The 21,862-nt window shown below is 68.5% G+C and carries 18 protein-coding genes and 1 pseudogene; 10 read left to right on the top strand and 9 right to left on the bottom strand.

The annotated features are described in order from the left end of the window. From AB0G74_RS30190 to AB0G74_RS30165, 6 genes and pseudogenes are all read right to left on the bottom strand, one after another. Nucleotides 1-392, bottom strand: a pseudogene (locus AB0G74_RS30190) (HNH endonuclease); the annotation flags it as partial. Between the two features lie 441 nt (nt 393-833). Continuing rightward, complete coding sequence (locus AB0G74_RS30185; protein WP_361152628.1) at nt 834-1,352, bottom strand: hypothetical protein; 519 nt, start codon at nt 1,350-1,352, stop codon at nt 834-836. A gap of 24 nt (nt 1,353-1,376) precedes the next feature. Beyond that, nucleotides 1,377-1,892 (bottom strand): hypothetical protein, encoded by a 516-nt coding sequence (locus tag AB0G74_RS30180; protein ID WP_361152626.1) that lies wholly within the window; start codon nt 1,890-1,892, stop codon nt 1,377-1,379. Next, entirely contained in the window at nt 1,889-2,845 is a 957-nt protein-coding gene (locus AB0G74_RS30175) for a DUF6192 family protein (protein WP_361152623.1), read from the bottom strand. The genes AB0G74_RS30180 and AB0G74_RS30175 overlap by 4 nt, the downstream gene beginning before the upstream one ends. Nucleotides 2,846-3,565: 720 nt before the next feature. Continuing rightward, nucleotides 3,566-4,948 carry a phospholipase A2 gene (locus tag AB0G74_RS30170; RefSeq protein WP_361152631.1) on the bottom strand — a complete coding sequence of 461 codons (1,383 nt, stop codon included), beginning with the start codon at nt 4,946-4,948 and terminating at the stop codon, nt 3,566-3,568. Nucleotides 4,949-5,227: 279 nt separating this feature from the next. Continuing rightward, nucleotides 5,228-7,063, bottom strand: a complete 1,836-nt coding sequence (locus AB0G74_RS30165) for a hypothetical protein (RefSeq protein ID WP_361152621.1) — start codon at nt 7,061-7,063, stop codon at nt 5,228-5,230. A 307-nt stretch (nt 7,064-7,370) separates the two neighbouring features. Between AB0G74_RS30165 and AB0G74_RS30160 the strand changes: the two genes are divergently transcribed. Next, nucleotides 7,371-8,846, top strand: coding sequence for a hypothetical protein (locus AB0G74_RS30160; RefSeq protein ID WP_361152618.1), 1,476 nt, complete (start codon nt 7,371-7,373; stop codon nt 8,844-8,846). A gap of 227 nt (nt 8,847-9,073) precedes the next feature. Here AB0G74_RS30160 and AB0G74_RS30155 read toward each other — a convergent pair whose 3' ends face one another. Then, nucleotides 9,074-9,382 (bottom strand): hypothetical protein, encoded by a 309-nt coding sequence (locus AB0G74_RS30155; RefSeq protein ID WP_361152616.1) that lies wholly within the window; start codon nt 9,380-9,382, stop codon nt 9,074-9,076. A gap of 347 nt (nt 9,383-9,729) precedes the next feature. On the opposite strand from AB0G74_RS30155, the gene mobF reads away from it, so the two are divergent. The 5 genes from mobF to AB0G74_RS30130 all read left to right on the top strand — a co-directional run bounded on the left by mobF (nt 9,730) and on the right by AB0G74_RS30130 (nt 15,871). Further along, complete coding sequence (mobF, locus tag AB0G74_RS30150) at nt 9,730-11,508, top strand: MobF family relaxase (protein WP_361152614.1); 1,779 nt, start codon at nt 9,730-9,732, stop codon at nt 11,506-11,508. Nucleotides 11,509-12,701: 1,193 nt separating this feature from the next. After that, entirely contained in the window at nt 12,702-13,130 is a 429-nt protein-coding gene (locus AB0G74_RS30145) for a hypothetical protein (RefSeq protein WP_361152611.1), read from the top strand. A 441-nt stretch (nt 13,131-13,571) separates the two neighbouring features. Beyond that, nucleotides 13,572-14,810, top strand: a complete 1,239-nt coding sequence (locus AB0G74_RS30140) for a replication-relaxation family protein (protein ID WP_361152609.1) — start codon at nt 13,572-13,574, stop codon at nt 14,808-14,810. 79 nt (nt 14,811-14,889) lie between these two features. After that, on the top strand, nt 14,890-15,186 hold the full coding sequence (locus AB0G74_RS30135) for a hypothetical protein (protein ID WP_361152607.1): 297 nt from the start codon (nt 14,890-14,892) through the stop codon (nt 15,184-15,186). A gap of 73 nt (nt 15,187-15,259) precedes the next feature. Then, nucleotides 15,260-15,871, top strand: a complete 612-nt coding sequence (locus AB0G74_RS30130; RefSeq protein ID WP_361152605.1) for a hypothetical protein — start codon at nt 15,260-15,262, stop codon at nt 15,869-15,871. 136 nt (nt 15,872-16,007) lie between these two features. Here AB0G74_RS30130 and AB0G74_RS30125 read toward each other — a convergent pair whose 3' ends face one another. Together AB0G74_RS30125 and AB0G74_RS30120 are read right to left on the bottom strand one after the other, a co-directional pair. Continuing rightward, entirely contained in the window at nt 16,008-16,268 is a 261-nt protein-coding gene (locus tag AB0G74_RS30125; protein ID WP_361152603.1) for a hypothetical protein, read from the bottom strand. Beyond that, nucleotides 16,265-16,510: a hypothetical protein gene (locus AB0G74_RS30120; protein WP_361152600.1), complete on the bottom strand. Its 246-nt coding sequence runs from the start codon at nt 16,508-16,510 to the stop codon at nt 16,265-16,267. Before AB0G74_RS30120 ends, AB0G74_RS30125 begins: the two co-directional genes overlap by 4 nt. A 198-nt stretch (nt 16,511-16,708) precedes the next feature. On the opposite strand from AB0G74_RS30120, the gene AB0G74_RS30115 reads away from it, so the two are divergent. The 4 genes from AB0G74_RS30115 (at nt 16,709) to AB0G74_RS30100 (ending at nt 21,823) form a co-directional block, all read left to right on the top strand. Then, nucleotides 16,709-16,882 (top strand): hypothetical protein, encoded by a 174-nt coding sequence (locus tag AB0G74_RS30115; RefSeq protein ID WP_361152598.1) that lies wholly within the window; start codon nt 16,709-16,711, stop codon nt 16,880-16,882. A gap of 221 nt (nt 16,883-17,103) precedes the next feature. After that, nucleotides 17,104-19,851, top strand: coding sequence for an NACHT domain-containing protein (locus AB0G74_RS30110; protein WP_361152596.1), 2,748 nt, complete (start codon nt 17,104-17,106; stop codon nt 19,849-19,851). Nucleotides 19,852-20,091: 240 nt separating this feature from the next. Continuing rightward, the gene (locus AB0G74_RS30105; protein WP_361152594.1) at nt 20,092-20,655 is read left to right on the top strand and encodes a hypothetical protein; all 564 of its coding nucleotides are present in this window, start codon (nt 20,092-20,094) and stop codon (nt 20,653-20,655) included. 118 nt (nt 20,656-20,773) lie between these two features. After that, nucleotides 20,774-21,823 carry a hypothetical protein gene (locus AB0G74_RS30100; RefSeq protein WP_361152592.1) on the top strand — a complete coding sequence of 350 codons (1,050 nt, stop codon included), beginning with the start codon at nt 20,774-20,776 and terminating at the stop codon, nt 21,821-21,823. Nucleotides 21,824-21,862 lie beyond the last annotated feature (39 nt).

The raw sequence follows: 21,862 nt of genomic DNA, 5'->3' as shown, positions 1-21,862 counted from the left end.
TCGGCCAGCGGCACCATGTGGTCGATATCGAGGGCGGAGGCGGGGGTGACCGTCTTCGCGTCGTAGTACGAGTACCAGCTGCCGCCGGTCAGGGCGCAGCGGGCACCGATGGTGGGCGCGGTGACGGCCTCGGAGACGAGGACCTCGTTCCGGGTGTTGCAGCCGTCGGGCTTGAGACCGGAGTTCCAGTGCTTGAACTTGCTGCGCTCGTAGCCCGTACGGTCCTCGGTCCGTACGGGCAGCCGGTTGACGGCTTCGCCGATCCGAACCGTCTGCGCGGCGGCAGGGGCTGTCTCGGCCTGAGCGCCGGTGGCCGGGACGGCTCCGGCGGCGTGGACGGGGGAGAGGAGCGCGGTGAGGGTGAGGGCGGCGACCATTGCGGCGCGCGTCATGGTGGTCTTCACGGGACAGGCGTACCAGCGGGGGAGCGGGCGGGGGAGGCCCTGCGGGGTGAAGAAACCGTGACGGATGGGGTGGGGAACGGATGACCGTATTGGCTTGGGCCGGCGCACCGGCTGCTTTGACGCGTGCGAGCGCGCCAACGCCATCGTCATCCGGCCCTTGGCCGAAGGACGCAAGGTGGGAGGCAGGCCGGTCCGGCGCGGTCAGGTCAACGGCCCGGCGCCGCCGCATCACCGTCCGGGTCCGCGAGGGCGGCCCCGGCCTGGCCGAGCTTCCCGGCGTTTCTCGACCTGTACGCCTTCCAGCCCTCGCGCTGCGTCCGCGCTGAACTCCACGACGAATAGATACCGCCCGCCGACGCCAGGACCCCGTCCCACAGGCCGGGCGAGCCCCGTGCCGTTCAGGCCGACGTCGGATAAGGGCAGTGGGAGCTAGGGTGCGTAGCTTCTGCCGGACTTGCTACTGAGGGTGTTGACGGCTGCTTGGAGTGACTGGGTGGCGGCCTTGACCGCTGTGCGGACGGCCGTCCTGTTGTTGCCAGTGCGTTGGAGCCGGTCGGCGTCGATAAGTGCGGCAGCAGCGAGCGCGGCGTTGTCGGCCGCATGAGCGAGAGTGCTCGGGTTCTCGTCGAGGGTGGCCTCGACTGCGGTGCGCATAAGGCGAATGCTGAGGAGCCGCAAGCGGGTTTCGTCGTTGGGCGAGGACACCACGGAGCGGTATCCGGTCAGGAGCTGGGTCAGGCCGCGCGGGGGTTCCTGGGCGGGGTCGGCGCGTATGGCGGCGTCGAGTTCCGTTTTGGCGAGGAGGACACCGAGTAGTAGGGCCGTGTCGGTGCGTTTCGGGCCGGTTGGCCGGAGTTCCGGGTCTGGTGTGGGGGCAGCTCCGAGTTCGTCCAGCGCGCGGTAGAGGGCAGCAGCGCTGGACGGGCGGCATCTCGACGGACGCGCCATCGCGCTTATCTCAGCTTTTGGGCGTCAGGTTCGGGCGGTGGCGCGGCTGCGCCGCTTGGCCTTGGTGATCTTCACCGGTTTCGGCATGGTCAGGGTGGCCTTGCTCATTCGGTCGTAGGTGCGGGTCATGTGGGCGATCTCGTCCTGGAACATGGCCAGAACCTCGTAGTCGGCGACCTGGTCACCGAGAGGGTTGATCGCCCCGGACAAGAGGCGGCGTAGTTCTGTGTTGATCCGGCGCATCCGCAGCGACGCGTTCTCAGCGATCTTTGCTGGATCGGTTGTGATCATGTAGCCGCCGCGGTAGGCGAGGAACGCCTTCCCCTTCTCCATGGTGACGTGGTCGCGGATGTAGCCCTTGGCACGCTCGAACTGTCCGTCGGTCGCGTGGATGCGATCGGTGATGTGTTCTCGGGGGAGAAGGACATCATCACCAGCTTCGTCGAACAGGTGCCAGGCGAGTTCGGCGAGGTGTTGGGTGGGCACAGGGGCCGCCCGCGTGCGGGCGCCCGGGGACGCTGCGCGGGCCTGCCTGGTCATGGCTGGTCATCTCCTTCGCTCAGGATGCGGGCCAGTTCGTCGTCCATGGTCTTGTCGCCGGTCGACAGCGCGGAGTCGCACCAGTCGAGCGCGGCCCGGATCCGCCGGTGGTTGTCCAGGATGGCCCGCACTTCCCGTTCGGTGAATTCGGCAACGTGCAGTCCGGGGATCATCCGCTGAAGATCGACCAGGAACGTTGTTCCACTGCCGATTAGCTCCAGCACTTCGCTGGAGGCCCGCTGGTAGTCGACGGCGGACTCCCGGCGGCTTACCTGCCGAACTTCTGTGGCTTCCTCCTCCTCGTTCTCGACCGCACCGCCTCTGTCCCACTCGTGGGAGGCGGCGAAGCGTGCGGCGGCCGCCTCCTGGCGCTGCTCGTGATGGGCCCTGTAGAGGATGCGCTGGTTGGACGGGTCAGCCATGACCTTGTGCGCAACGTCAGGGCGACGGATCAGCTCTCCCACCGCTTCGCTCGCGTTCTCGTTCTCGCGCATCAAGGTCCGGACCCGGTCCAGCTTCTCCGCCTTCGTCAACGGTCTTTGAGGAAGACGTCCGGCACGGCTGAGCGCTGCGTCCTCGGTCCACCGGTCCGCGCCGTTCGGAGGGTTGTGGATGAGGTCGAACCTATCCTCCAGCGCATCGAAGGCGCGGTGCACGGACCAAGCGACACCTCGTACTCGCTGGTCAGGGGGCCACACATGCGCTACGTGGCGGTAATCCATCAACGTGTGCACGTTGCTGCCGATCTGATCGGCGAAGCGGTCCAGAACCATGAAGACCCCCTGATTGCCTCCCGGCGCCCGAACGGGAACCATCTTCAGGGTCAAGTCGCCCAAGGAAAATTGGATCCGGGTTTCCTCGTCGACCAAGTCTCTACCTTGTTTAACGAACCGAGCCCACTGCCGGTCGGTGAACTTCTTGGGGAAGGGGCTGTTGATCTTTGTTTTGGCCATGACGCCTCCACAAGACACCCAGCATCACCGGCACTAACCCGACGTGCCGAAGCCGACGTGTCATATGTCCCCCTATTGACATTATCTACCGGAGGGTCGATATCTCCAAGAGGATCCCTGCCATCCTGCGGGCCGCCATTGGTGGTGGTCAGGAGCCGGTGAAGATGGCGTGTGTCCCGATCCGGCGCCAGATGATGTGGGGCTGCCCAGCGACCACCGTCCGGCCGTAGGACCATGTCGCGCGTCCGCCCGGCCAACGACCTCGACCCCGCTGTGCCGGGCGGGGGACGGGCGGTAACTATTCTGCCGGGACGTCGGCCCCAGTCCGGCTCGGTGACTACCACTCCGACCTCGCCGACGTACTCCCGGCCCCGCGTACCGGCCGGAACCCAGTCAAGGTGCCGTCGAACTGAACCCGGGCGGCCGGTGTGCGTGGACCGAGCAGTAGATGCACCGTCTGCAGCAGCCAGGACCAGGCCCTCACCATGGCCCGGGGCGGGGCACTGGGCACGCCTTGGCGAGTGACGTACATCGGAATGCGGGGGAGTGGAGCCCCCACCTGATGAGGCTGGCCGTCACTGCCGGGCCTGCCCCCTCTTGTGCGGGAGTGCGCGACATCGTCACCGGCGATGCCGCGCATCCACCCCGCATTGCCCCTCGGTATCGGGTGCGGAACATCGCCGATGAGGGACTGAGCCCTGTTGTGGTCGATGCGGATGGTTATCCCATAGACGCGACGGCGCCGAAGTACTTCCAGGCGGCCTTCTCGCACATCGTGACCATCAAGGCGGGCCGGGCCCGCACGTGCACGCCGGAGCCGAACGGGCGGTTGCACTCCTTCTTCATGTCCTGGAGAAACACCTGGTCGGCCTGGGCCTTGGGGCCGTCGGTGCCGACACCGGTCACACCGATGACCCCCTTGCGGAAGCCTTCCTCACCCAGGACCTCCCGGTAGTTGCGGTAGGCGAAGTCGTGCCGGATGCAGGCGGCCTTGAAGTCGAACCCGGCCGGTGCGTCCAAGGACCTGGAACAGCCGTCGTTGGTCCAGTTGAAGGCGTAGTCGTCAGGTACGCCGTCGATCTGGGCGCCGTTGGCCCTGGCCCAGTCGTGGAACGACTGATCGCCCAACTGGACCAAGCCGCGCAGCTTGGCGAGCTTCTGTTCCTTGGTAACGGCAGCGGACGTCGCGGTCCCCGCAGTCTTCTTCCACTGAAGGGGCGCGACGTACTTGAAGACCGCGGAGCGATCGGGCGAGACGCCGTAGCTGCCGGCGGAGGTGCTGACGAAGGTGGCGCCCGGCCCGCCGATCTTCCGCCAGAAGAACGCGTCTCCGGTCACGCTGACCCTGTGGCTGTAGCGCAGCACATCCCCGCTGCCCTTCTCGACGGCCAGCAGACGGCCTCCGCCGCCGTAGATGTGCTCGAAGGGCCCGCCGATGCGCTGCCATTCACCTCCGGGAGCCCACTCGTGGAGTTCCGAGCGATCGGCAGCCAGGCGGTAGAGACGGTAGTTGGTGACCACGACTTCGGCGCCGGACGTGCCGATCTCGCGCCATGTGCCCTGGTCGTAGTGATGGATCTTTCCGTCGGGGGAGGTCTTGAATACTCCGGCCCCACCCGCGTGGATCTCCTTGGCGCCCTCGCCGATCCTCTGCCAGCCGCTCTCGGCGCTCCACTCGTTCACCGAGGCGTCGAGGCCGACCCCGTACAGCCGGTCCTGGCCGACGGCGAATCCGAGGCCGGGCCCGCCGACGTGCGCCCATGTGCCCGGGGCACCGTCGGCGCCGGGCAGGTAGCGCTCGATGCTGCCGTCCCCCGCCGTAGTCCTGAACACTCCCGCCCCACCGCCGTACAGGGCTCGGGCTCCGTCGCCCACCTTCTTCCACACGTCGCGCTCGGCCGCCTGGTAGATCCCGGACCCGTCTTCGGCGAGCGCGTACACCGCAGGGCCGGCGGCGACCAGAGTCCCCACCCTGTCGGTCGCGCCCGTAGCGTTTGCCGGGGCCACGGTGTCGGGACGCTGTCCGGCACCGGCGGAGGGCTGCCCGGTGCCGCCGGAAGCACCCGCCCAGGCCAGGCCGCCCACGCACACGGCACTCACCACGGCCAAGGCCGCGGCCTTCCTGCCGCGCCGGGTGGTGACCCTGCCCTTCTCGGCCCGGGCACCGCCCGCGGCTTCTGCGCGTCCCCGCCGTGAATGGTGATGCATCGCTTTCATCGTGGTTCCCCTCTTCGCTGTCGGGTACGGGGCCCACGCTGGTCGGCAGCGGTGGATGTCCGCTGTCCACCGGTGCGAAGGTGCAGGTGGCGGGGTGGACAAGGGGGGTTGTCCGCGGACGGCGGGCCGTGTGCGGACCGGCCAAAGTTCTAGTGCTCGCCCTTTTCAGTGGGCGTCGAGAGCGCTGGCGGTCTTGCCGAGCGGGGTCCAGGTGGTGCCACCGGTCCAGCGTTCGACCGTGCCGCCCTTCTTGGCGATGCGGTACACGGAGCGGTCGTCGACTACGTGCGTGCTGCCCGCCTCACCGATCGCGACCCACTTGTGCGGGGTGCCGGTGTACTTCCACAGGAAGTTGTTAGTGGGCGAGGTGGCGAACAGGCCCGCGCCCCCGGCATAGATGTGTGTGGTCGGGCCGCTGATCTGGTGCCAGCCTGTTCCCATGGCGTCGGCCAACCAGACTTGACTGTAGTTGGGTGCCAGCCCGGCTATGAAGTTCGGCCCGATGGCGAATTCCGATCCGGGGCCGCCGGCGAGGGTCCACTCCCGCCCGGAGCCGCTGTAGCGGTACAGGTCGTTGTTCTTGCCGGGGAAGGTGGCGTACAGTCCGGCGCCGCCCGCGAAGAGTCCGTTGGCTCCGTCGCCGATGTTGTCCCACGTGACGCCGTTGAAGCGGACTACCGCGTCCTTGGGTGGTGTCAGCGCGTACAGCGAGGCTCCGTTGACCAGGAACTGCGCACCGGGATTTCCGATCTGCCTCCAGTCCCCTGAGGGCTCGCGCGCGTAGATGTTCCCGGTGTCGGGGTTGGTGGCGAAGATGCCCGCCGGCCCGCCGAAGACCTGTCTGGCGATGCCTCCGACGGTCGTCCACCCCCGGTTCGCCGTCCATTGCAGGACCTGTTTGCGATCGGAGGAGACGGTGTAGAGGGTGCCCGGTGGCTGCTTGCCCACGGGGGCGTCGGCGCGCGCCGGGGGCGAGGCGACCTTCGTCGGCTTTCCCGGGACCGGCGTGGTGCCGGGCGTGGGGCGGTGGCTGGCGAGGCCAGGCGGACCGGGCGGGGATGCGCTCGAAGGCAAGGCAGAGGGTGCGGTCGGCGGCATCCGGAGAGACCTGTCGGACTCCCGGTCCCCGGAAACGTGGTTGAGCCCGATCACGATGCCGCCGATCAGGCAGGCGGCGGCCCCGAGCAGGACGCCGGGAGCGGCCAGCCGTACGCGCAGCGAGCGCTGCTCGATCTGCGTACCGGCGCCCTCGTGCCCGTGCCCGCCTTCGCGCTCCTTGTCACCGTCCTCGCTGGCGGGCGGGAGCGCGACCGCTGGGGGTGAGGTCAATGCGTCCGGCTCTTGGACCGCTCCGGCGGCGTTCTCGTTGACACTCAGAGCATCCTGGTGGAGGGCCACCTGGTCGTGCAGTCGCGTGAGGTCCTCGACCAGGTCCTCACTCCTTGGGCCTGTACCTGCCTCGCCGCTGCCCTTCTCCTCGCCTTCGCCAACCGGGTCGGGCGCGGACCAGTTCCCTTGCTGGGCTTCGGCATATGCCTGCCGGGTGGCGAGCTGGATCTCGCGGGCCGCGGAAACACGGCTGCGTAATTCCTCAAGCTGCAGGCCAACGGATATGGCCGCCTCGTCGGAGGCAGCGGCTCCCGGCGCGGCAGAGGCGGCGGCCTGCTCCAGCGCGTCGATCTTGGACAGCAGCTGACTGATCACCCGGTTCATCTGGTCGATGTCCAGCTCAGCCTGGCGCAGCGCCCCCTCGACGCCCGGCGCGGGCTGCCCTGCGGCCTCGGCCGTCGCGGCGGCTTCATGCAGGCGGCGCGCCTTGGCGAGCATCGCCTCCCGGCCACGTTGATCACGGACCCGGTCCTTGACCACGCCGTACAGCTTGGTCATGGGAATGAGCCGGACCCCGGAGCGGTACTCGCCCCACAGAGTCTTGCTGCCCCCGTACCGCTCGGCCAGCTCCCGGACACCCATGCCCGCAGTCAGCTCCCGCAACAACTGCACGACCGCGTTCGCCTCCTCGGTCGCCCCCTTAGGCGCTCCTTGCGGACGTCCCCCAGCAGCCACGTTCCGCCCCCTTCGAGTTGTCCCCGGACAACCCGCGTTGTCCACCGAATGGCACTTGTCTCACCTGTGCTTTCGCTGTCCACCGCACTCGACCAACTCGCCCCCGGGCCAATGTGATCGAACGATGCCCCGAGCGCGGCGCTCCGAAGCGCCAACGCCGACTCGTACGGCACACGTTACCGATCGCCCGAGTCCACAGCCGGAGGTTCCCTTGTTCCATGTACGTACGCTCGCAGCCCTGGGGGTGACGCTCACCCTGGGCGGCGTGGCCACCGTCGGCCTCACTGCCACCCCCAGTTCCCGCCTTCCCTCCACGGGCAGTCCCGACACCGCAGCTCTGGCAGCCTCGCTGGCCACGGAGACCGGCACCCTCGGCAGGAACGCCCGCCCCGGCGGGCCCCTCACCCGGGAGCAGATCATCAAGCGCGCCCAGGCATGGGTGAACCAGAAGGTGATGTACAGCCAGAGCAAGTGGCGGACCCACCCCACGACTGGCGGCCCCTACCGGCAAGACTGCTCCGGCTTCGTCTCTATGGCCTGGCAGCTGCCCGTCAGCGAGACCACCTACACCCTTCCCGGCCGGGCGCGCCGTATCGACAAGACGGACCTCAAGCCCGGTGACCTGCTCAACTCGGCACAGCACGCGCTGCTGTTCGGGGCCTGGGCCGACCACGCCAAGGGCACGTTCACGTACTACCAGGAAAGCCGCCCGGGCCGCCCCGCCCACCAGGCCACCGGCAGTATCTACGACGCCCGCCTGGCCGGGCACCCCACCTCCAGCTACACGGCCCTGCGCTACAGGAACGTCGTCGATGATCCGGCCCCTGCCGCAGCCAGTCCGAAGCACGCCCCCCAGCCCCCCACGGTCACTGCGGCACCCAAGCCCAAGCCGACCGCCCCGACACCCCCCACGCAGCCCAAGCCGCTGCGCCTGTCGACGATCGTCACCGTCGACGAGCGCTTGTACGCCCGCTCAGCCGATGGCCGCGGCATCTACCAATGGTCCGGCCGAGGCACGAAGTGGACCAAGGTCGGCGGCCCCGCCAAGCATTTATACGGCGGCAGCGCGGGCCTGTTCGTCACGGATTCGAAATTGGGCGACATCTACAGATACGACCCCAAGACGCGTGTCTGGACCATGATCGGCGGCCCCGGCAAGACCTTCGTCATGGACGGACAGCGGCTGTACGGTTTGAGCCCCGACGGCTCCGGCGTTTACCAGTGGACCGGCCGCCCCCGCCAGTGGACACGCATCTGGGACGACGCCCTGACCATCCACGGCGGCCCGGCAGGTCTGTTGGCCGTCCACCCCAGGACGAAGAACGTCTACCGCTACCTGCCCGGCTCCAGCAGTTGGGCCCTGACCGGAGGTCCCGGCAAGACCTTCACCACCGACGGGAAGCACTTCTATGGCCTGAGCCCCGACGGCTCCGGCGTCTACCAGTGGACCGGCCGGGCCGTTGCCTGGACCAAGGCTGGCGGCCCGGCCGGAACCCTGTACGGCGGAGCGGCGGGCCTGTTTGCGACGAATCCGCGCACCGGCGAGCTCTACCGCTACGATCCCGCGCGCCGCACCTGGCACCTGATCGGCGGTCCCGGCAAGACCTTCACCGCCGACGGCAAACACCTGTACGGCCTGAGCCCCGACGGCTCCGCAGTCTTCCGCTGGATCGGAAAAGGCACCCACTGGGCCAGCATCGGCGCCCCCGGCTCCGCCTGACGTGGACCATACCCGCACGCCAGCCTCCGCGGTACGGCAGGATCGGGTGGCCGGAACGCCCCGGGCTGCCCGGCAGCCCGGGCCGATCCGGATGGATCATGCTGCCCACGGGATGGCAGGACCTGCGCACGGGGTGAGCTCCCGGGTAGAGCCGCACTGAAGCGATAGGGCCCGGTTCTTTCAGTACACGGGAAGGGCTGGCCCCTATCGCTTGTGCCGGGGCCTCGTCAGGGCCTGGTGAGGATGTCGTGTGTCCCGATCCGGCGCCAGATGACGTGCGGAGTGCGAGGGCGGCGTTCGGGTCCGTAAGTCCAGGTCGCGCGTCCTGCGGGACCGGCGCCCATGGACCAGGTGAGTTCGTAGATGCCGCGGAATCCGCTGACGTTCTTGATCCGTAAGCCGGATCGGAAGGCCCGGCCGGTACACAGGTCGGGGACGAACGCGTCCAGCACCACGCGGCGGAAGCGGCTGCGTTGTTCGGGAGTGAGGCGGTGGAGGTCGGTGGTGAAGCGGGGGAGTGTCTCGTATGTGGGCACCGGGGTCTCCTTCGGGCGGGCAGCACGACGAAGCCCCCCGGCGGTTGCCGGGGGGCTGAGGGTTCGGTGACGTGGTTCAGAGGGGCGGCGTCTTTGGCCGTCGGTGGGGGAGTGGTTCCTTGATGTGCGCTCGGTGACCGGTGAAGCCGTCAGCGGTCCGGTTTCGTGACGCGTGAGGCGGTGGGGTGTGTCCCCGGGTGGCTGCGCAGCATTTGCATGGCCCGGCCGGCAGGTGCGGGGGAGTCGTCGGCTCCCGCCCTGCGGGATAGGCGGTGAAGTTCCGGTGAACCCTCCCGCCCTGCGGGATCGGGCTTTTTCGCAGGTCAGAGCCGGTGTGTGCTGGGGGGATGCTGAGTGTCGCGAAGGTTCAGAGGCGTACCGCCTGGCGTTACTACATACGCGGAGTGGCGTTCGGGGACGGCCGCCGTCCGGTCGGCCAGTCGTTGAAGGACGCCCAGGAGATGGCCGGGCTCCCGCCGGGACGGTGGTGGGGGCGCGGTCTGGCCGCGCTCGGGCTGAGCGAGGGTGCGGAGGTGTCCGAGCGGCATCTGGAGCAGACCCCGTTGCTCGCTCTGGACTTCACCTTCCGGCCGCAGGCGTCGCTGATCGTGCTGTGGGCGCTGGGCGACGCCCATACGCGCCGGGTCATCGAGCGGGCCCACGAACGGGCCGTCGCCGCAGCGCTGCGCTGGCTCGAGGACGAAGTCGCCGAGACCCGGTGGGCGTCGGGCCGCGGCCGCGCGAAGACACCGGCCCTCGTGGTCGCGGCATTCCGGCACTACGACAACCGGGACGGATTTCCCTTGCTCCACCACCACCTTCTGGTCCTGAACCGGGCACAGCGTCCGGACGGTGCCTGGTACGCGCTGGATACCTACCGCCTCTACCAGCACACGGTGGCCGCAGGGACGCTTTACACCCTGACCATGACCACGGAGGTGTGCGAGGCGCTGGGTCTGGCGACGGTTCCTCGTGAGGTGACGCCAGGTTTGCGGCCGGTGATGGAGATAGCCGGTGTGGACGCCGGGCTGATCGAGTGGAAGTCGACCCGCCGTCAGCGGATCGAGGACGCCCTGGAAACGATCACCGACCAGTACGTCAAGGAGCACGGGCGGCTGCCGGACGAGCGGGCCCGGCACGGGCTGGGGTGGTGGGCGGCGCAGGACACCCGCCCGGACAAGAAGACCCCCCGCCCGCTGGAACAGCTGCTCGCGTGGTGGCGCGCGTCCACGATCCTGAACTTCGGCAAAGCCATGGTCGAGGGACTACTGGAACGCTGCCGCGCGGCCGCGGCGGTGATCCGGGCGAGGGTGCGCCCGGTCGTGGACACCGCGCTCGCAGCCGTGGATGTCGCCGCGGTCGTTTTCACCGTGAGGGAGAAGTTCGCCCGGCGCCACGTCCTGGCCGAAGCGCGTCGGCACCTCATGGAAACCCTGCGCGGCCGCGCGGCCCCGCCCGGCCTGGACGACTACATCGCCGACGCGGCGCTCTCCCGGCACTCCCGTCAGATCACCGTGCCGCAGCCCGGCCGCGAAGCCCCGGCGCCGGACCGGGTCAGGTACACCGCCGACTTCCCGGTGCCCGACCGGTGGTGGATCGCCGACGCCGACGGCGCACCGCCGAGGGAGCCCTCCCGCTACGAACGCGCCCGCCTCGCCAGCCTTGCCGTACAGGGCGCGATCCGCGACGCCCGTATCCGGGCCGGCACCGCCACCGGGGCGACGACCACGACCTCGGCCTCCTCGACATCCGCCGACTCCCGCGACCTCGACGAGGGCGAGCACGACCAGGTCCCGCCGCACGCCGTCGACCCCCCCCGCCGGGGCACTGCCCTGACCCCGGCGCAGCGGGCCGCCGCCGTACAGGCCCACCAGCGGGCCGCGATGCCCGAGGAGTACCTCCAGGGCCGTACGACCGACCCGGCGACGTGGCTGCGCACACCGGAGAACCTGGACCGGCTCGCCGCCCTCACCCGAGCCGCCGACGCCCGCCGCCGCGCCTACGAGGACAACGAACCCCCGCCCGATGCTACGGCCGGCCCGGTCGACCGGCACCGCCAGGAGTACGAGCAGCAGCGCCAGCAGCCCAACCCTGAGTCCGGTCAAGGCCAGGGCCTTCGGCCGTGAAGCGCCGTGCGGCCCCGTACGGCGGGACGGGCGGTGAAGTCACGGTGCCGGGCGCCGAAACGCGACCGGCCGCCCGCGCGGCTATCCAGGAGCGGCGAGGGTACGGGAACCGAACACCCTTGAGTACCGGAGCCCCGCATGGCCGACCCGACCCCGCCCCGCATCACGCCGGAGTACCCGCAACTACTCGCCGAGCAGCTGGACCGTCGTATCGAGCGCCTGAAGCAGCTCGCCGACGCGTCCCGGCTCCGTGCCGCGCTGTACCCGGCGCCGGACCCCCGCCGCCGGTCCGGCGCCGGTTCTCCCGACAGTACCCCGGCGGCCGGCCGAACCCGTGGCGTGCAGGGCGGGACCGCCGCCGGGGGTGAGTGGACACGATGGACTCCACCGCGCGCCGTGCACGGAGGGAAGTGGAGTCCACGGTGGTGCGGACCGGCCGGTCCACTCGGTGCGCTCCACCCGGTGGGGGAGTGCGGAACATCCCGGCATCCGGTGCGGTGGTGTGGTGCATCGGGTGCACCGGTGCGTCCGCCGACGATGCCGTGCACTCCCACCCACCGCACCACCGCATCGGTACGCCGCACCGCACGTTCCACGGCCGCGCGCCGGAGTGGCCACCACTCCCGCCCGCTCCACCCGATGTGTGTACAGAGGGTGACGGTGCATCGAATGCGGTGTACCCGATACACCCCCCTTGACCGGGTCTGCCGCTGGATTCCGTCCAGCCCATCGGATGGAAAGCAACCCTTGTCCACCCACGAGTTTCGGCGTGATCTTCGACGTTTCCCCTTGACACACTCCGCTACCACCACGGAGACGCCCAGCACGGTGCCCTTGATGCCCGGTGCGCGGGAGGGGAGATCTCTCCCTCCCTGCGCACCGCGCACCATCACGGTCCGTAAGGGCGGCGCGCGGTGCGGAGGATGCTGTGCGTTGCCGTATCGCGGTGCGTTCCACCGGGTGGGAGTGTTCGGGCATCGTCGGCATCGAGTGGAGAGTGGAGGCCACCGCGAAGCGCACCAGGTCCGGGTGGAGTCCACTCGGTGCGTTCCACGGGTGGGGGAGTGCGTTCCATCGTCCGCACCTCAACGCACCGTGCGCGCCCCGGTCCGCGCCCGCGCGCCACCGCCCCCGGGACGGCCGGTGCGTGTGGCGCGGGTCGGCTGCCGACGTCGGCTTCTACGATCCCGGGCGTGGGACAGACCCCGGCACAGAAGGCCGCGAAGGCGGCCCGGGCCAAGCAGTCGAAGAAGCGGCCCGGCAAGGCGCAGCGCGAAGCGATCAAACGGGCGCAGGTGGCGAAGAAGACGGCGGGCGGCGGGGAGCCGGACGCGAAGAAGACAGCGGCCAAGAAGGCGGTGCCGCTGCCGCGCGGGGCGCTGCGGGCCCCGTACGGCGGCACCTGCCCGGCCTGCTTCAACGACTACGGCAAGGGCGAGGTCATCACGAAGGTCGCCGACGGCTGGGGGGCGCCCTGGCTGCGCCCCTCGGAAGCTGTCGGCGGCGGAGTGGAGTTCGCCCGGAACAAGGCCCGGATCGAGAGCGGCGATACGTACCGCGCGCAGAAGCCTTTGGACTGGCGGTTCGGAGCCTCGCCGTCCAGCACCCGGCCCGCCCGCTGAACTCCAGCCGGGAGATGTGGCGTCGGCCACGGACAAACCTGCACGAAATAGGGGTGGTCAAGGAGGAATCGGACAGCGGATACGGGGACGGCTAGACCGCGGACAAGGGGGTGCTTCCGACGGTGGCCCCGGCCCGTACACACACCCGCGTACGGGCCGGACGACTGCCGACCCGGCCCGCAGGCCGGAGAATCCGAGGACCCCGTGCCCGCCGACCTCACCCCCGACCTCGCCTTCGAGCCGCACGAGCCGGCCGACCGTAGCCCCGCTGACGGCGTCGATCAGGCCCCGCCGGCCCCCTCCACCGCCCCCTCCACGGCCAATTCGGACGACGGCCGCATCCGCGCAGGTCAGCCCAGGAAGTCAGGGCCTGCCGACGCGTTCGACAACCCTCCTAGGCCGACACAGGTCTGGAAGCCGACCGGAGCACGACGCAAGGAAGTGCTGAGGGCTCTGGGCATCTTCCAGCGGGCTACCGCCGATCAGCTCTGGCGGATGCTGCGGCCCGGTGACCGGCACGACCGGTGCACCAGGGACACCCTGAAGGTGTTGGAGAAGACGGGCCTGGTGCGGGAGGAGACGCGGCTGGAGTCGGGACACAAGCTGTGGGTGCTGACCGAGAAGGGCCACAAGGAAGCCAAGACGCTGCTGCCGAAGTCGGTGAGGATCTCCGCGCTGCGCAAGCTCCGCCTCGACGCCAAGGGCAAGCCGGTGAAGGACGACGGCTACGACGAGCACGCCGCCGCCGTCACCTCGACCGCAGCTGTGCTCACCGGGGCCGGGTTCGGCACGCCGCTGTCCTGGCAGACCGAGATCGCCCACCGTCTTCCGTACGGGTACACCCAGTACGCCGACCTGACGATGCGGGCCCCGGACGCCGGGGTGCCCGCGATGCTCCTGGAGGTCGACCGCGTCAACGAGCCCGTCGACGAACTTGTCGACAAGGTGCGCCGCTACAGCGACTGGTTCGGGCTCCTGGCGCCGAAGGCCGACCCGGACAACGAGCGGGCGGCACGCGCTTTCGGGGGAATAAGGGTGCACGACTTCCGGCTGTGGCCCCGGATCTACCCGGCGACCGGCCACGAGGGCTACGTCCCGGTCGCGTTCGTGTTCACGGGGAAGACCGCCGCGCAGCGTGAGAGCCGGATGCGGCGCCTGGAGCAGGCCGCGCGCCGCTACTTCGCCGGTACGCCGTACCCGGGCAGCGGCGAGGGGATCACGGCGGTCGACTACCACCAGGCGGTGCCCGTGGTGGTCACCGAGCTGGAGCGGATCACCGCCGACCCGGCCGGGGCCGCCGGGAAGGTGTGGCGCAGGCTCGGCCGCGAGGGGTGGCAGACGCTGTCCGAGGCGCTGGACAACTTGGACGGCGAGCGGCTGTACGGGGTCGAGCGGGAGCGGGCCCGGCGGCGCCGGGCGGAGCGCGAGGCCGCGGAGCGGGAGACGCGGCGGCCCGTGTGCACCACCTGCGGAGCGAAGTTCACCGACGACCGCTGGCAGTCGGTCCGGCAGTACTCCTCGCGGAGCGAGACGGACGGGCTGTGCGGGCCTTGCCAGACCGAGTACTTCGCCAGGATCGAGGCCGAACGCGTCGCGCGGCGCGAGGCGGAGGAAGCCGCGGCGCGGGAGGCGGCCGAGGCGGAGGTGAGGAAGAACCGTCGCCGGTTCCGCCGCCGGTAGAAGTGGGCAAGCCTCCGGGGGGCCTGCCTACCTCCCGGAGGAGGGACCGTTGTCAGTGCCGGCAGGGACCCTGAGCGGTATGAACGGTGACGAGGAGCTGCTGAACGGCCGGGTCTACGGCGCGGAGCATGACCATCCCTACCCCGGTCCGCTGCCGCACCGGATCTACGCCGTCCTGGTCGGCGGCCCGCTGGACGGTCTGCTGCTCGACATCACCGGCTGGCGGCCGGGGGAGATAGACGACGGGGCGTCTCTGGCCACCGAGCTGGGACGGTGGCCCGGTGGGCGGGCGCTGCACGATCCGCGGCCCGGCGGACCCCGTACGCCGGGTCCCGGGATAGTCTGCCGGTTCTACTACTCCGGCGACACACCCTGACCGGTGCGAGAGCGCACACCACATCGACCATCCCGCCCACGAAGGGACGGGCGTGGCGATAGCGTCCAGCCCCATGACCACCACCGACACGATCGCGGCCCTGGCGCTGGGCGTTGCGGTCGTCGCCGCGATTGCTGCCATCGGCTCCTGGAAGGCGGCACGCAACTCCAACGGGGCCGCGCAGACCCTGTCCCGGATCGAGCAGCAGCGCCTGCACACCGACCTCACCCCCGTCTTCCGCTGCACGGTCGTGGCCAACGAGGCCCGCTCCACCGCCATGCTGCGGGTCCGCCTCGAAGGCCCGCGCGGCTTGCTGTCCCACGGCACCATCGAGATCACCGCGTCCCTGCGCAACGACAACCCGCACCGCGGCAACGGGCCCAGGCTCGCGGGCACTCCGACTCCCGAAGAAGTCCGCGCGCACATCTGGGGCCGGTGGAAGTTCAGCGCGGACGGCCGCGACGACACCGGCCGAACGGTCGCCCCGCAGCGCCTCGCGGTCGGCGAATGGACGCAATACGGCCTGACACCCACCACCCCGCCGACCTGGTCGGCGGCCAGCACCCCGGACTGGCTCCGCGACTACGAGAACGAGCCGCTACGTCTGAGCATCACTGCCAAGTCGAAGGGCAGTGAGTGGACCGTACCGCTGGAAGTCCCCGTCACCATCGAGCGCGCTTCCTGATCACCTCAGCCTCGCCGGGCGGCCCCGGCCCGGCTGAGGAGCAGCCTCCACCGTCCCGGTCTCCCAGCGGGAAGGGGCGGGTCCAGTCCGTGCCCGGTGCTGGAGACGAAGAGCCTGTGGTGTCGCCCGGTGCCTTTCAGGTCCGTACGGAATACATGGTCAGGGGGACCGTAACGCCGACGACGGTCCCCGGCGAAGCTCCGGGTCCGGAGGTGCGGACGGTGCCGGGGTTTGCGGGGCTGATGATCCGCAGGGCGGGGTGGCCGGGGGAGCCTTCGAGGCGGTAGCCGTCGGGGAGCCGGGCGAGCCAGGGTTCGTTCACCGCGACCGGCTGGCCTTCGATGTTGCCGAGCCGGATCCCGGTGACCCACTGCGCCGACGTGTTCCACCACCTCACCGGGCTCCAGCCGGGACCGGCGCCGGGAGGACACCGGTCAGGTCGGGGCGGTCGTCACCGATCCGGAGCGGGGCGGCGTCCCGGCTCAGGAGCCACCGTCCGTCCCCGCCCGGTGTATCGGGGTCGAGGCCGTCGGCCAGGCGCATGTCGAGCGTGACCCGGCCGTCGGTGATCCGGCCCCGGTGGACCCAGACCACGTCTTTCTCGACCCAGTCACACAGCCGCCCCCACACCCCGGACACCACGTTCTCCCTGCTCAGCCCAGCATTTCCCCCTCACCGTAGCCGCCGTCGCCCTGCTCGTTCCGACTGGCTTCATACATCCACAAGTGACCTGGTAGGCGCAGAAATCTATGCACAGGTCAGCTTTTTTGCGGTCGTGTCCGGTTCCGGGCATCTGGTGCTCGGAACCCCTGGGTACGGGTGGAAGGGGCGGGAGCCGTGGGGCAGAGCAGGTTCGACCGGCAGGTGGAGGAGACCGCCGAGGTGCTGGCGTTCGGGATCGGCCGGTTCTGTCCGGCCGGCCGAACGTCACCCATGTACGAGCCCGGAGGCGGCACCGCGGTCATGTTCATGCACCAGTCGTCGTGGGCGTTCCCACCCATCGGGCATTGAAGAACAGGGCCAGAGGAGTAGGAACCCTCTGCGAGGATGTGGGACAGGTTGCGGGAGGGGACCCAATGGAACCGGTATTGGTGGGCAGCGTGGTCGGACGCGTAGCAGCAGCATTCGTGGCAAGGTCGTCGGCGCCGGTGACTGGGGAAACACCGACGCCACCTTGGTCGGAGGAGTCCGACGAACGAGGGGCCCTCGTCCTCCAAGATCAGAGCGGTGAGATGATCGCCCTGCTCACCCAAGACCAGGTCGCTCAGGTTTCGCAGTTCCTTGAACAGCCCGAGATTGTAGCCTTGTCGCAGTTTCTGTTCATCGCCCGACTCGGCCTGCGATCCCACCGAGAGCTTTCGGATCTTTCCCAGGAGTACGAGAACACCTTCACGGTCCGGGCCGAGGAGTTCTGCGACGAACACGGTTACAACTGGGCTGGCCTCGCGGGCGCGCTCTGGCAGCTTGTCATCTCGTACATGGAGAGCGTCTTCCCGAGAGACGACAGCATCAGGGACGTGCTTAGCGCGGCAGACTTGGAAAAGGTCACTGCCTACCTAGGAACCGCACCGCAGGTGTCAGGGGGTGAGGCCCCTCCCAACGCAGCCTTCCGCGACATCGTGGAAATTCTCGGGTCCTCGGCTCGGACCAAGCGGGCTCGTGAAGTCCTTGCAGACATCAGAGTCGCATCGGAGCGCCGATACGCCGAACTAAGTCTTGCCCACACCTTCAGCCACGCGGCCGAGACGGCGCGCTTCGACCACGAAGTGCTGTACGTGCAGCGGAACCTGCGAAAGCGAAACTCTGAGGAGTTTTGTGATGACTCCTTCCTGGTTTCGTCTCTTAACCGTCCGCGCTGCGTGGTCCTTGGAAATCCAGGTGTAGGCAAGAGCACTATGACGCAAAACCTTGTCCACCAGCTCTCGTGCTCTGGTTCCGGCTCAGCCTATGCCCCTCTCGTTGTGTCCTGCAAGGACGTCAAGAGCACTGAGGGAGCAGTTTACATCCTGTCGGCGATCACACGCTCCCTCCGGGAGAACCTCCAACTGGAGGTGACAGATGAAGAAATTGGGGACCTGGCCACCCTCGGCCGCTCATTCGTGATCTTCGACGGCATCGACGAGATTGTGGACGTCGGACGGCGAACGACCTTCGTCAAGACCATAGAGGCCTTCGCCAATCGGTACCCGTTGATCCCGGTCCTCGTGACAGCCCGCAGGGTCGGCTACAACAAAGCACCCTTCAATACCAGATGCTTCGAAATATATGAGCTGGACGACTTCTCCGTGGAGCAGGTAGACCAGTACACGGAGAAATGGTTCGCGGCCACCGAACGATCGGAGCAGGACCGCCTGGCATTCTTGCGGGAGACCGAGAACGTACCCGATGTCCGGACCAACCCCCTCATGCTCTCCCTGCTGTGCGCCCTCTACCGGGCCCGCGGATACATTCCGCGTAACCGGCGCACGGTGTACGAAGCCTGTGCCGATCTGCTGTTTCAGCGATGGGACGCCATGCGTCATATCGAGCAGCCGATGGACCACCGCCAGTACGGAACCCGTCTGATGCAGGAACTCGCGCTCTTCTTCTACAAGAGCCAAACCGCTCAGGCTGGAGTGCAAGAAGGGCAGCTGCGCAAGCTGATCGCAACCTTCTTCACCGACACTGCCTCGGTCGACGAGGTCGATGCCCGATCTCGCGCCCAGAACTTCCTCGACTTCTGCGCGGACCGGGCATGGCTCCTGTCTTACCAGGGCACGGACTCTGTCGATCACCGTCTGTTCGGCTTTACGCACCGCACTTTCATGGAGTACTTCGCGGCAGAGGCCCTCGTACGGCGCGCGCGGTCACTCGATGAAGTGGTCGACGAGATGGTGCGGGCCTATGAGAAAGACACTAGCTCGGTCCTGGCAGATGTGATCTTTCAGTGTGCCGACGACAAGTACGACGGCGGTGCGCGGGACATCGTCACCGACCTCATGGCGCGGTCCAAGAGCAGCAGCTGGCAGTCGTCGAAAAGATACCTCTCCCTGAGTCTGCGTGTCATGAACGCAGCGCCCCTTCCCCCTCAGGCGACAGATGACATCTTCGATGCACTCCTGGCCGCCTGGGGAAGCAGCAGCCCGGAATGGGACCATGACACGGCCCTAGCGGTGTTTGAGCTTTCCAGAGACCCCAGGAACAGGTTCATTGCCAAGCTCCACGAGTACCCCCACGGCGCTCTCGCAGCACTGGCCCGGTGGGCCCGCTTCTACTGGCGTGGCGAGGCGCTCATGTTCGATCCGCAATGGGATCAACAGATGTACGAGGTGGCGTCAGGTATTACAGGGCGTCCTCATAAGGATCCGCCTTCCATGGCATATCTGTTGCGCAACTCGATGGTGGAGTTTAAAAATCTTGGGAATACCCTGGAATGGGTTCTGGGATTCCAAGCCTTCGGTGAGACGGTCCCGGGACCCTTGCTCCTCGACCTGGAAGAGCTCCTCACTGAGACAGGGGAAGAGGACGCAGGGAATATCGCAGCATCCTTCGGCGCGTGGACAAGAGTCGTTCTGCCTCGAGTCAGCGGTACATTCCTCCAAAAGGTCTTCGCGCACAACGGCGAGGACACCGCTGCGCCAGCCCCCGACCGGATCGCTGCAATGATCGAGAACCGCGACCTCCGTGATGCCCTCATTTGGGCATGCTGTGCCCTTTTCGAGGCCGCGGAGCCTACATTGCATCCTTTCCACAAGCGTGTTGACTTCGTCCGTGGGCAAGAGTGGTTTGCCCGGGTAAGGGCCACACGGACCAACGGCCCCGGCCGCAGGGTCCTTTCGGGTGCAGAGCCCTTCAGCCTCAATGAACTGCGTACGGCGCAAGGAAACGGAGCTGTCCCAGACTGGTTCGCTGGCTGGTGCGCTGGGCATACGTCGCTGCTCACCGAGGTGCAGCAGCGGCCTCAGCCGAACGCGAAGAACATGGGCCCGGCAAGGCCGTAGTGGAGCCGGTGCGGGAAGGAGTGCATGAGCGGCTGAGGACACGGGCTTCGTCACCGTCGACAACCGATCCTGAACCACTACGCAGGACGCCAGTGCGGCCCTGAAGGATCGAAGTCCTCAGGGCCGGCTCGTGTAGGCGCCCGATCCGGCGGTTCTGCGGGCCCAACACCGCGTGCTTCAGTTTTTAGCTCGACCGGAGCAGGAGGAACGGAGCCGAGATTCTGCGGTACACCTAGCGGCATGAAGTTGAAAGACCTCAGCCTGCTCATGGCCCGACGCCGTGCCGGTGGCCTCAGCTACGGCTACGACTCCTTCCGCGTCGACCCGACGGTGGCTCCACTGCAGTGGCCGGACGACGTCCTCGAACAGTTCCTCTTCGACCACGGCGACAACGACCTCTTCCTGCGCGACTACGGCGGTATCGACCTGCGGGAGATCACCTGGACAGAGGAGACGATCCCGGCCGCCGACTTCACCACGATGCCGACCGGCGCGTCCGAAGCCGATTGCATCGAGACCTATGCCGAGAACCCGGTCCACTGGGTCACGGTCCGCCCTGCGGAAATCGGCCGGCACTGGGAAGACCACGGGACCTGGCTGCGCCAGCCCCTCCTGATCGACCGGCGGCTCCTGGACTCGTCCGAACATGGGCTTCAGGTCCTGGAGGGCCGTACCCGCGTCGGCGTCCTGCGCGGCCGCCTCCGAGACGGGCTCCACGTCGTATCCCACCACCGCGCATGGATCGGACGCCCGTCGGCACTTTCGCGCACGGTGCCCGGTCGGCCTCTGCCGGAACCTGACTGACCGTGGCGGGCTTCCTCGGCCGTCCGCCTCGGCGACGGCCGGAACACCGGAACAAGGCACCCTCGCTGTCGGTCCCCCTCCGTACCCTTAGCCCAGGTACGCGTGACAGGAGGGCAATGTGGCCCGCAGCGGGATCAACAAGCGTGACATCGACAAATGGGCGAGGAACCTCGTCAAAGAGACCAACAAGAGCTTGGAGCGGGAGCAACGGCGGAACCCGCCTCGTATCTCTGCCCAGATTGAAGCCAACACTGGCGCGGTGCCCGGAGGCGAGGTGACCAGCGGGTGCCTGGCCCGGCTTCTGATGTGGCTGGACGACCGCACGAAGCTGAACTCGGGATATGCCGACGTCGCCGCCTTCGTCGGAGAACACCAGATCGAGGACGAGGACCCGCGCGTACTCGCCCTCCAGCTCGACCAGCACGGCCTGGTGCAGATCCTCCCCTCCGCAGGGCGCAGGACGCACATCCGGCTCACCGACGCCGGCCACGTCGCCGTGCGCCAGCTGAAGGAACTCCAGAAAGACCGCGCCGCCCGGCTCCGGCACACCATGGACGCCTTTCACCGGTGGCTGTTCGACACCGCCGGAGACCAGACCCCCGTCGACCCGGCCCTGTTCCTCACCTCACCCGCCGCCTACTTCGCCGGATCCGACATCACCGGCACCGAACTCCACGAAACGCTCGCCTACCTGGCCCAGTACCAGCTGATCGAGCACATCGACACCGACCCTGCGGCGATCGCCATCACGCCCCGGGGCGTCAACTGCGCCCTGGCAGGAGGAACCGTGCAGGACCACGTCAACCAGCCCCGCACCGGCACCACGTACAACAACTACATGCCGAACGCCAAGGGCGTCATCATGGGCGACCAGCAGAACTTCACCCAGTTCAACAACGGCGGCGTCGACCCGACGCCGTTCGCCCAGCTCGCCGGATACATCGGCCAGGTCAGTACCACCCTGGATATGTCCGATGAGGACCGAGTGGAACTGGAGCGCGTCGCCGAAGACCTCCACGCGGAGGCCACCTCCCAGAACCCCGAGCCCGGCCGCCTCCGCCAGTTCGCCACCCAGATCAAGGACCGTCTCCTGGAGACCGGAACCACCATTGCGGCCACGATGGGCGTCCAGATGGCCGACCAGGCCCTAACCGCGCTGACGCAGTAGCCTCCGGCAGGCCGATCCCGGCCAGGAGGCTCACGTCGC

The organism is Streptomyces sp. NPDC020875 (assembly GCF_040641415.1).
GTDB lineage: Bacteria > Actinomycetota > Actinomycetes > Streptomycetales > Streptomycetaceae > Streptomyces.
Note: the sequence above shows the minus strand (reverse complement) of the source record. Positions and strands in the feature narration are given on the sequence as shown.

Coding starts and splice junctions, on each gene's coding strand:
- AB0G74_RS30130 (WP_361152605.1), top strand. CDS start 15,260: ATGACCACCACCGACACGATCGCGGCCCTGGCGCTGGGCGTTGCGGTC.
- AB0G74_RS30175 (WP_361152623.1), bottom strand. CDS start 2,845: ATGGCCAAAACAAAGATCAACAGCCCCTTCCCCAAGAAGTTCACCGAC.
- AB0G74_RS30185 (WP_361152628.1), bottom strand. CDS start 1,352: ATGGCGCGTCCGTCGAGATGCCGCCCGTCCAGCGCTGCTGCCCTCTAC.
- mobF (WP_361152614.1), top strand. CDS start 9,730: ATGCTGAGTGTCGCGAAGGTTCAGAGGCGTACCGCCTGGCGTTACTAC.
- AB0G74_RS30135 (WP_361152607.1), top strand. CDS start 14,890: ATGAACGGTGACGAGGAGCTGCTGAACGGCCGGGTCTACGGCGCGGAG.
- AB0G74_RS30110 (WP_361152596.1), top strand. CDS start 17,104: ATGATCGCCCTGCTCACCCAAGACCAGGTCGCTCAGGTTTCGCAGTTC.
- AB0G74_RS30180 (WP_361152626.1), bottom strand. CDS start 1,892: ATGACCAGGCAGGCCCGCGCAGCGTCCCCGGGCGCCCGCACGCGGGCG.
- AB0G74_RS30105 (WP_361152594.1), top strand. CDS start 20,092: ATGAAGTTGAAAGACCTCAGCCTGCTCATGGCCCGACGCCGTGCCGGT.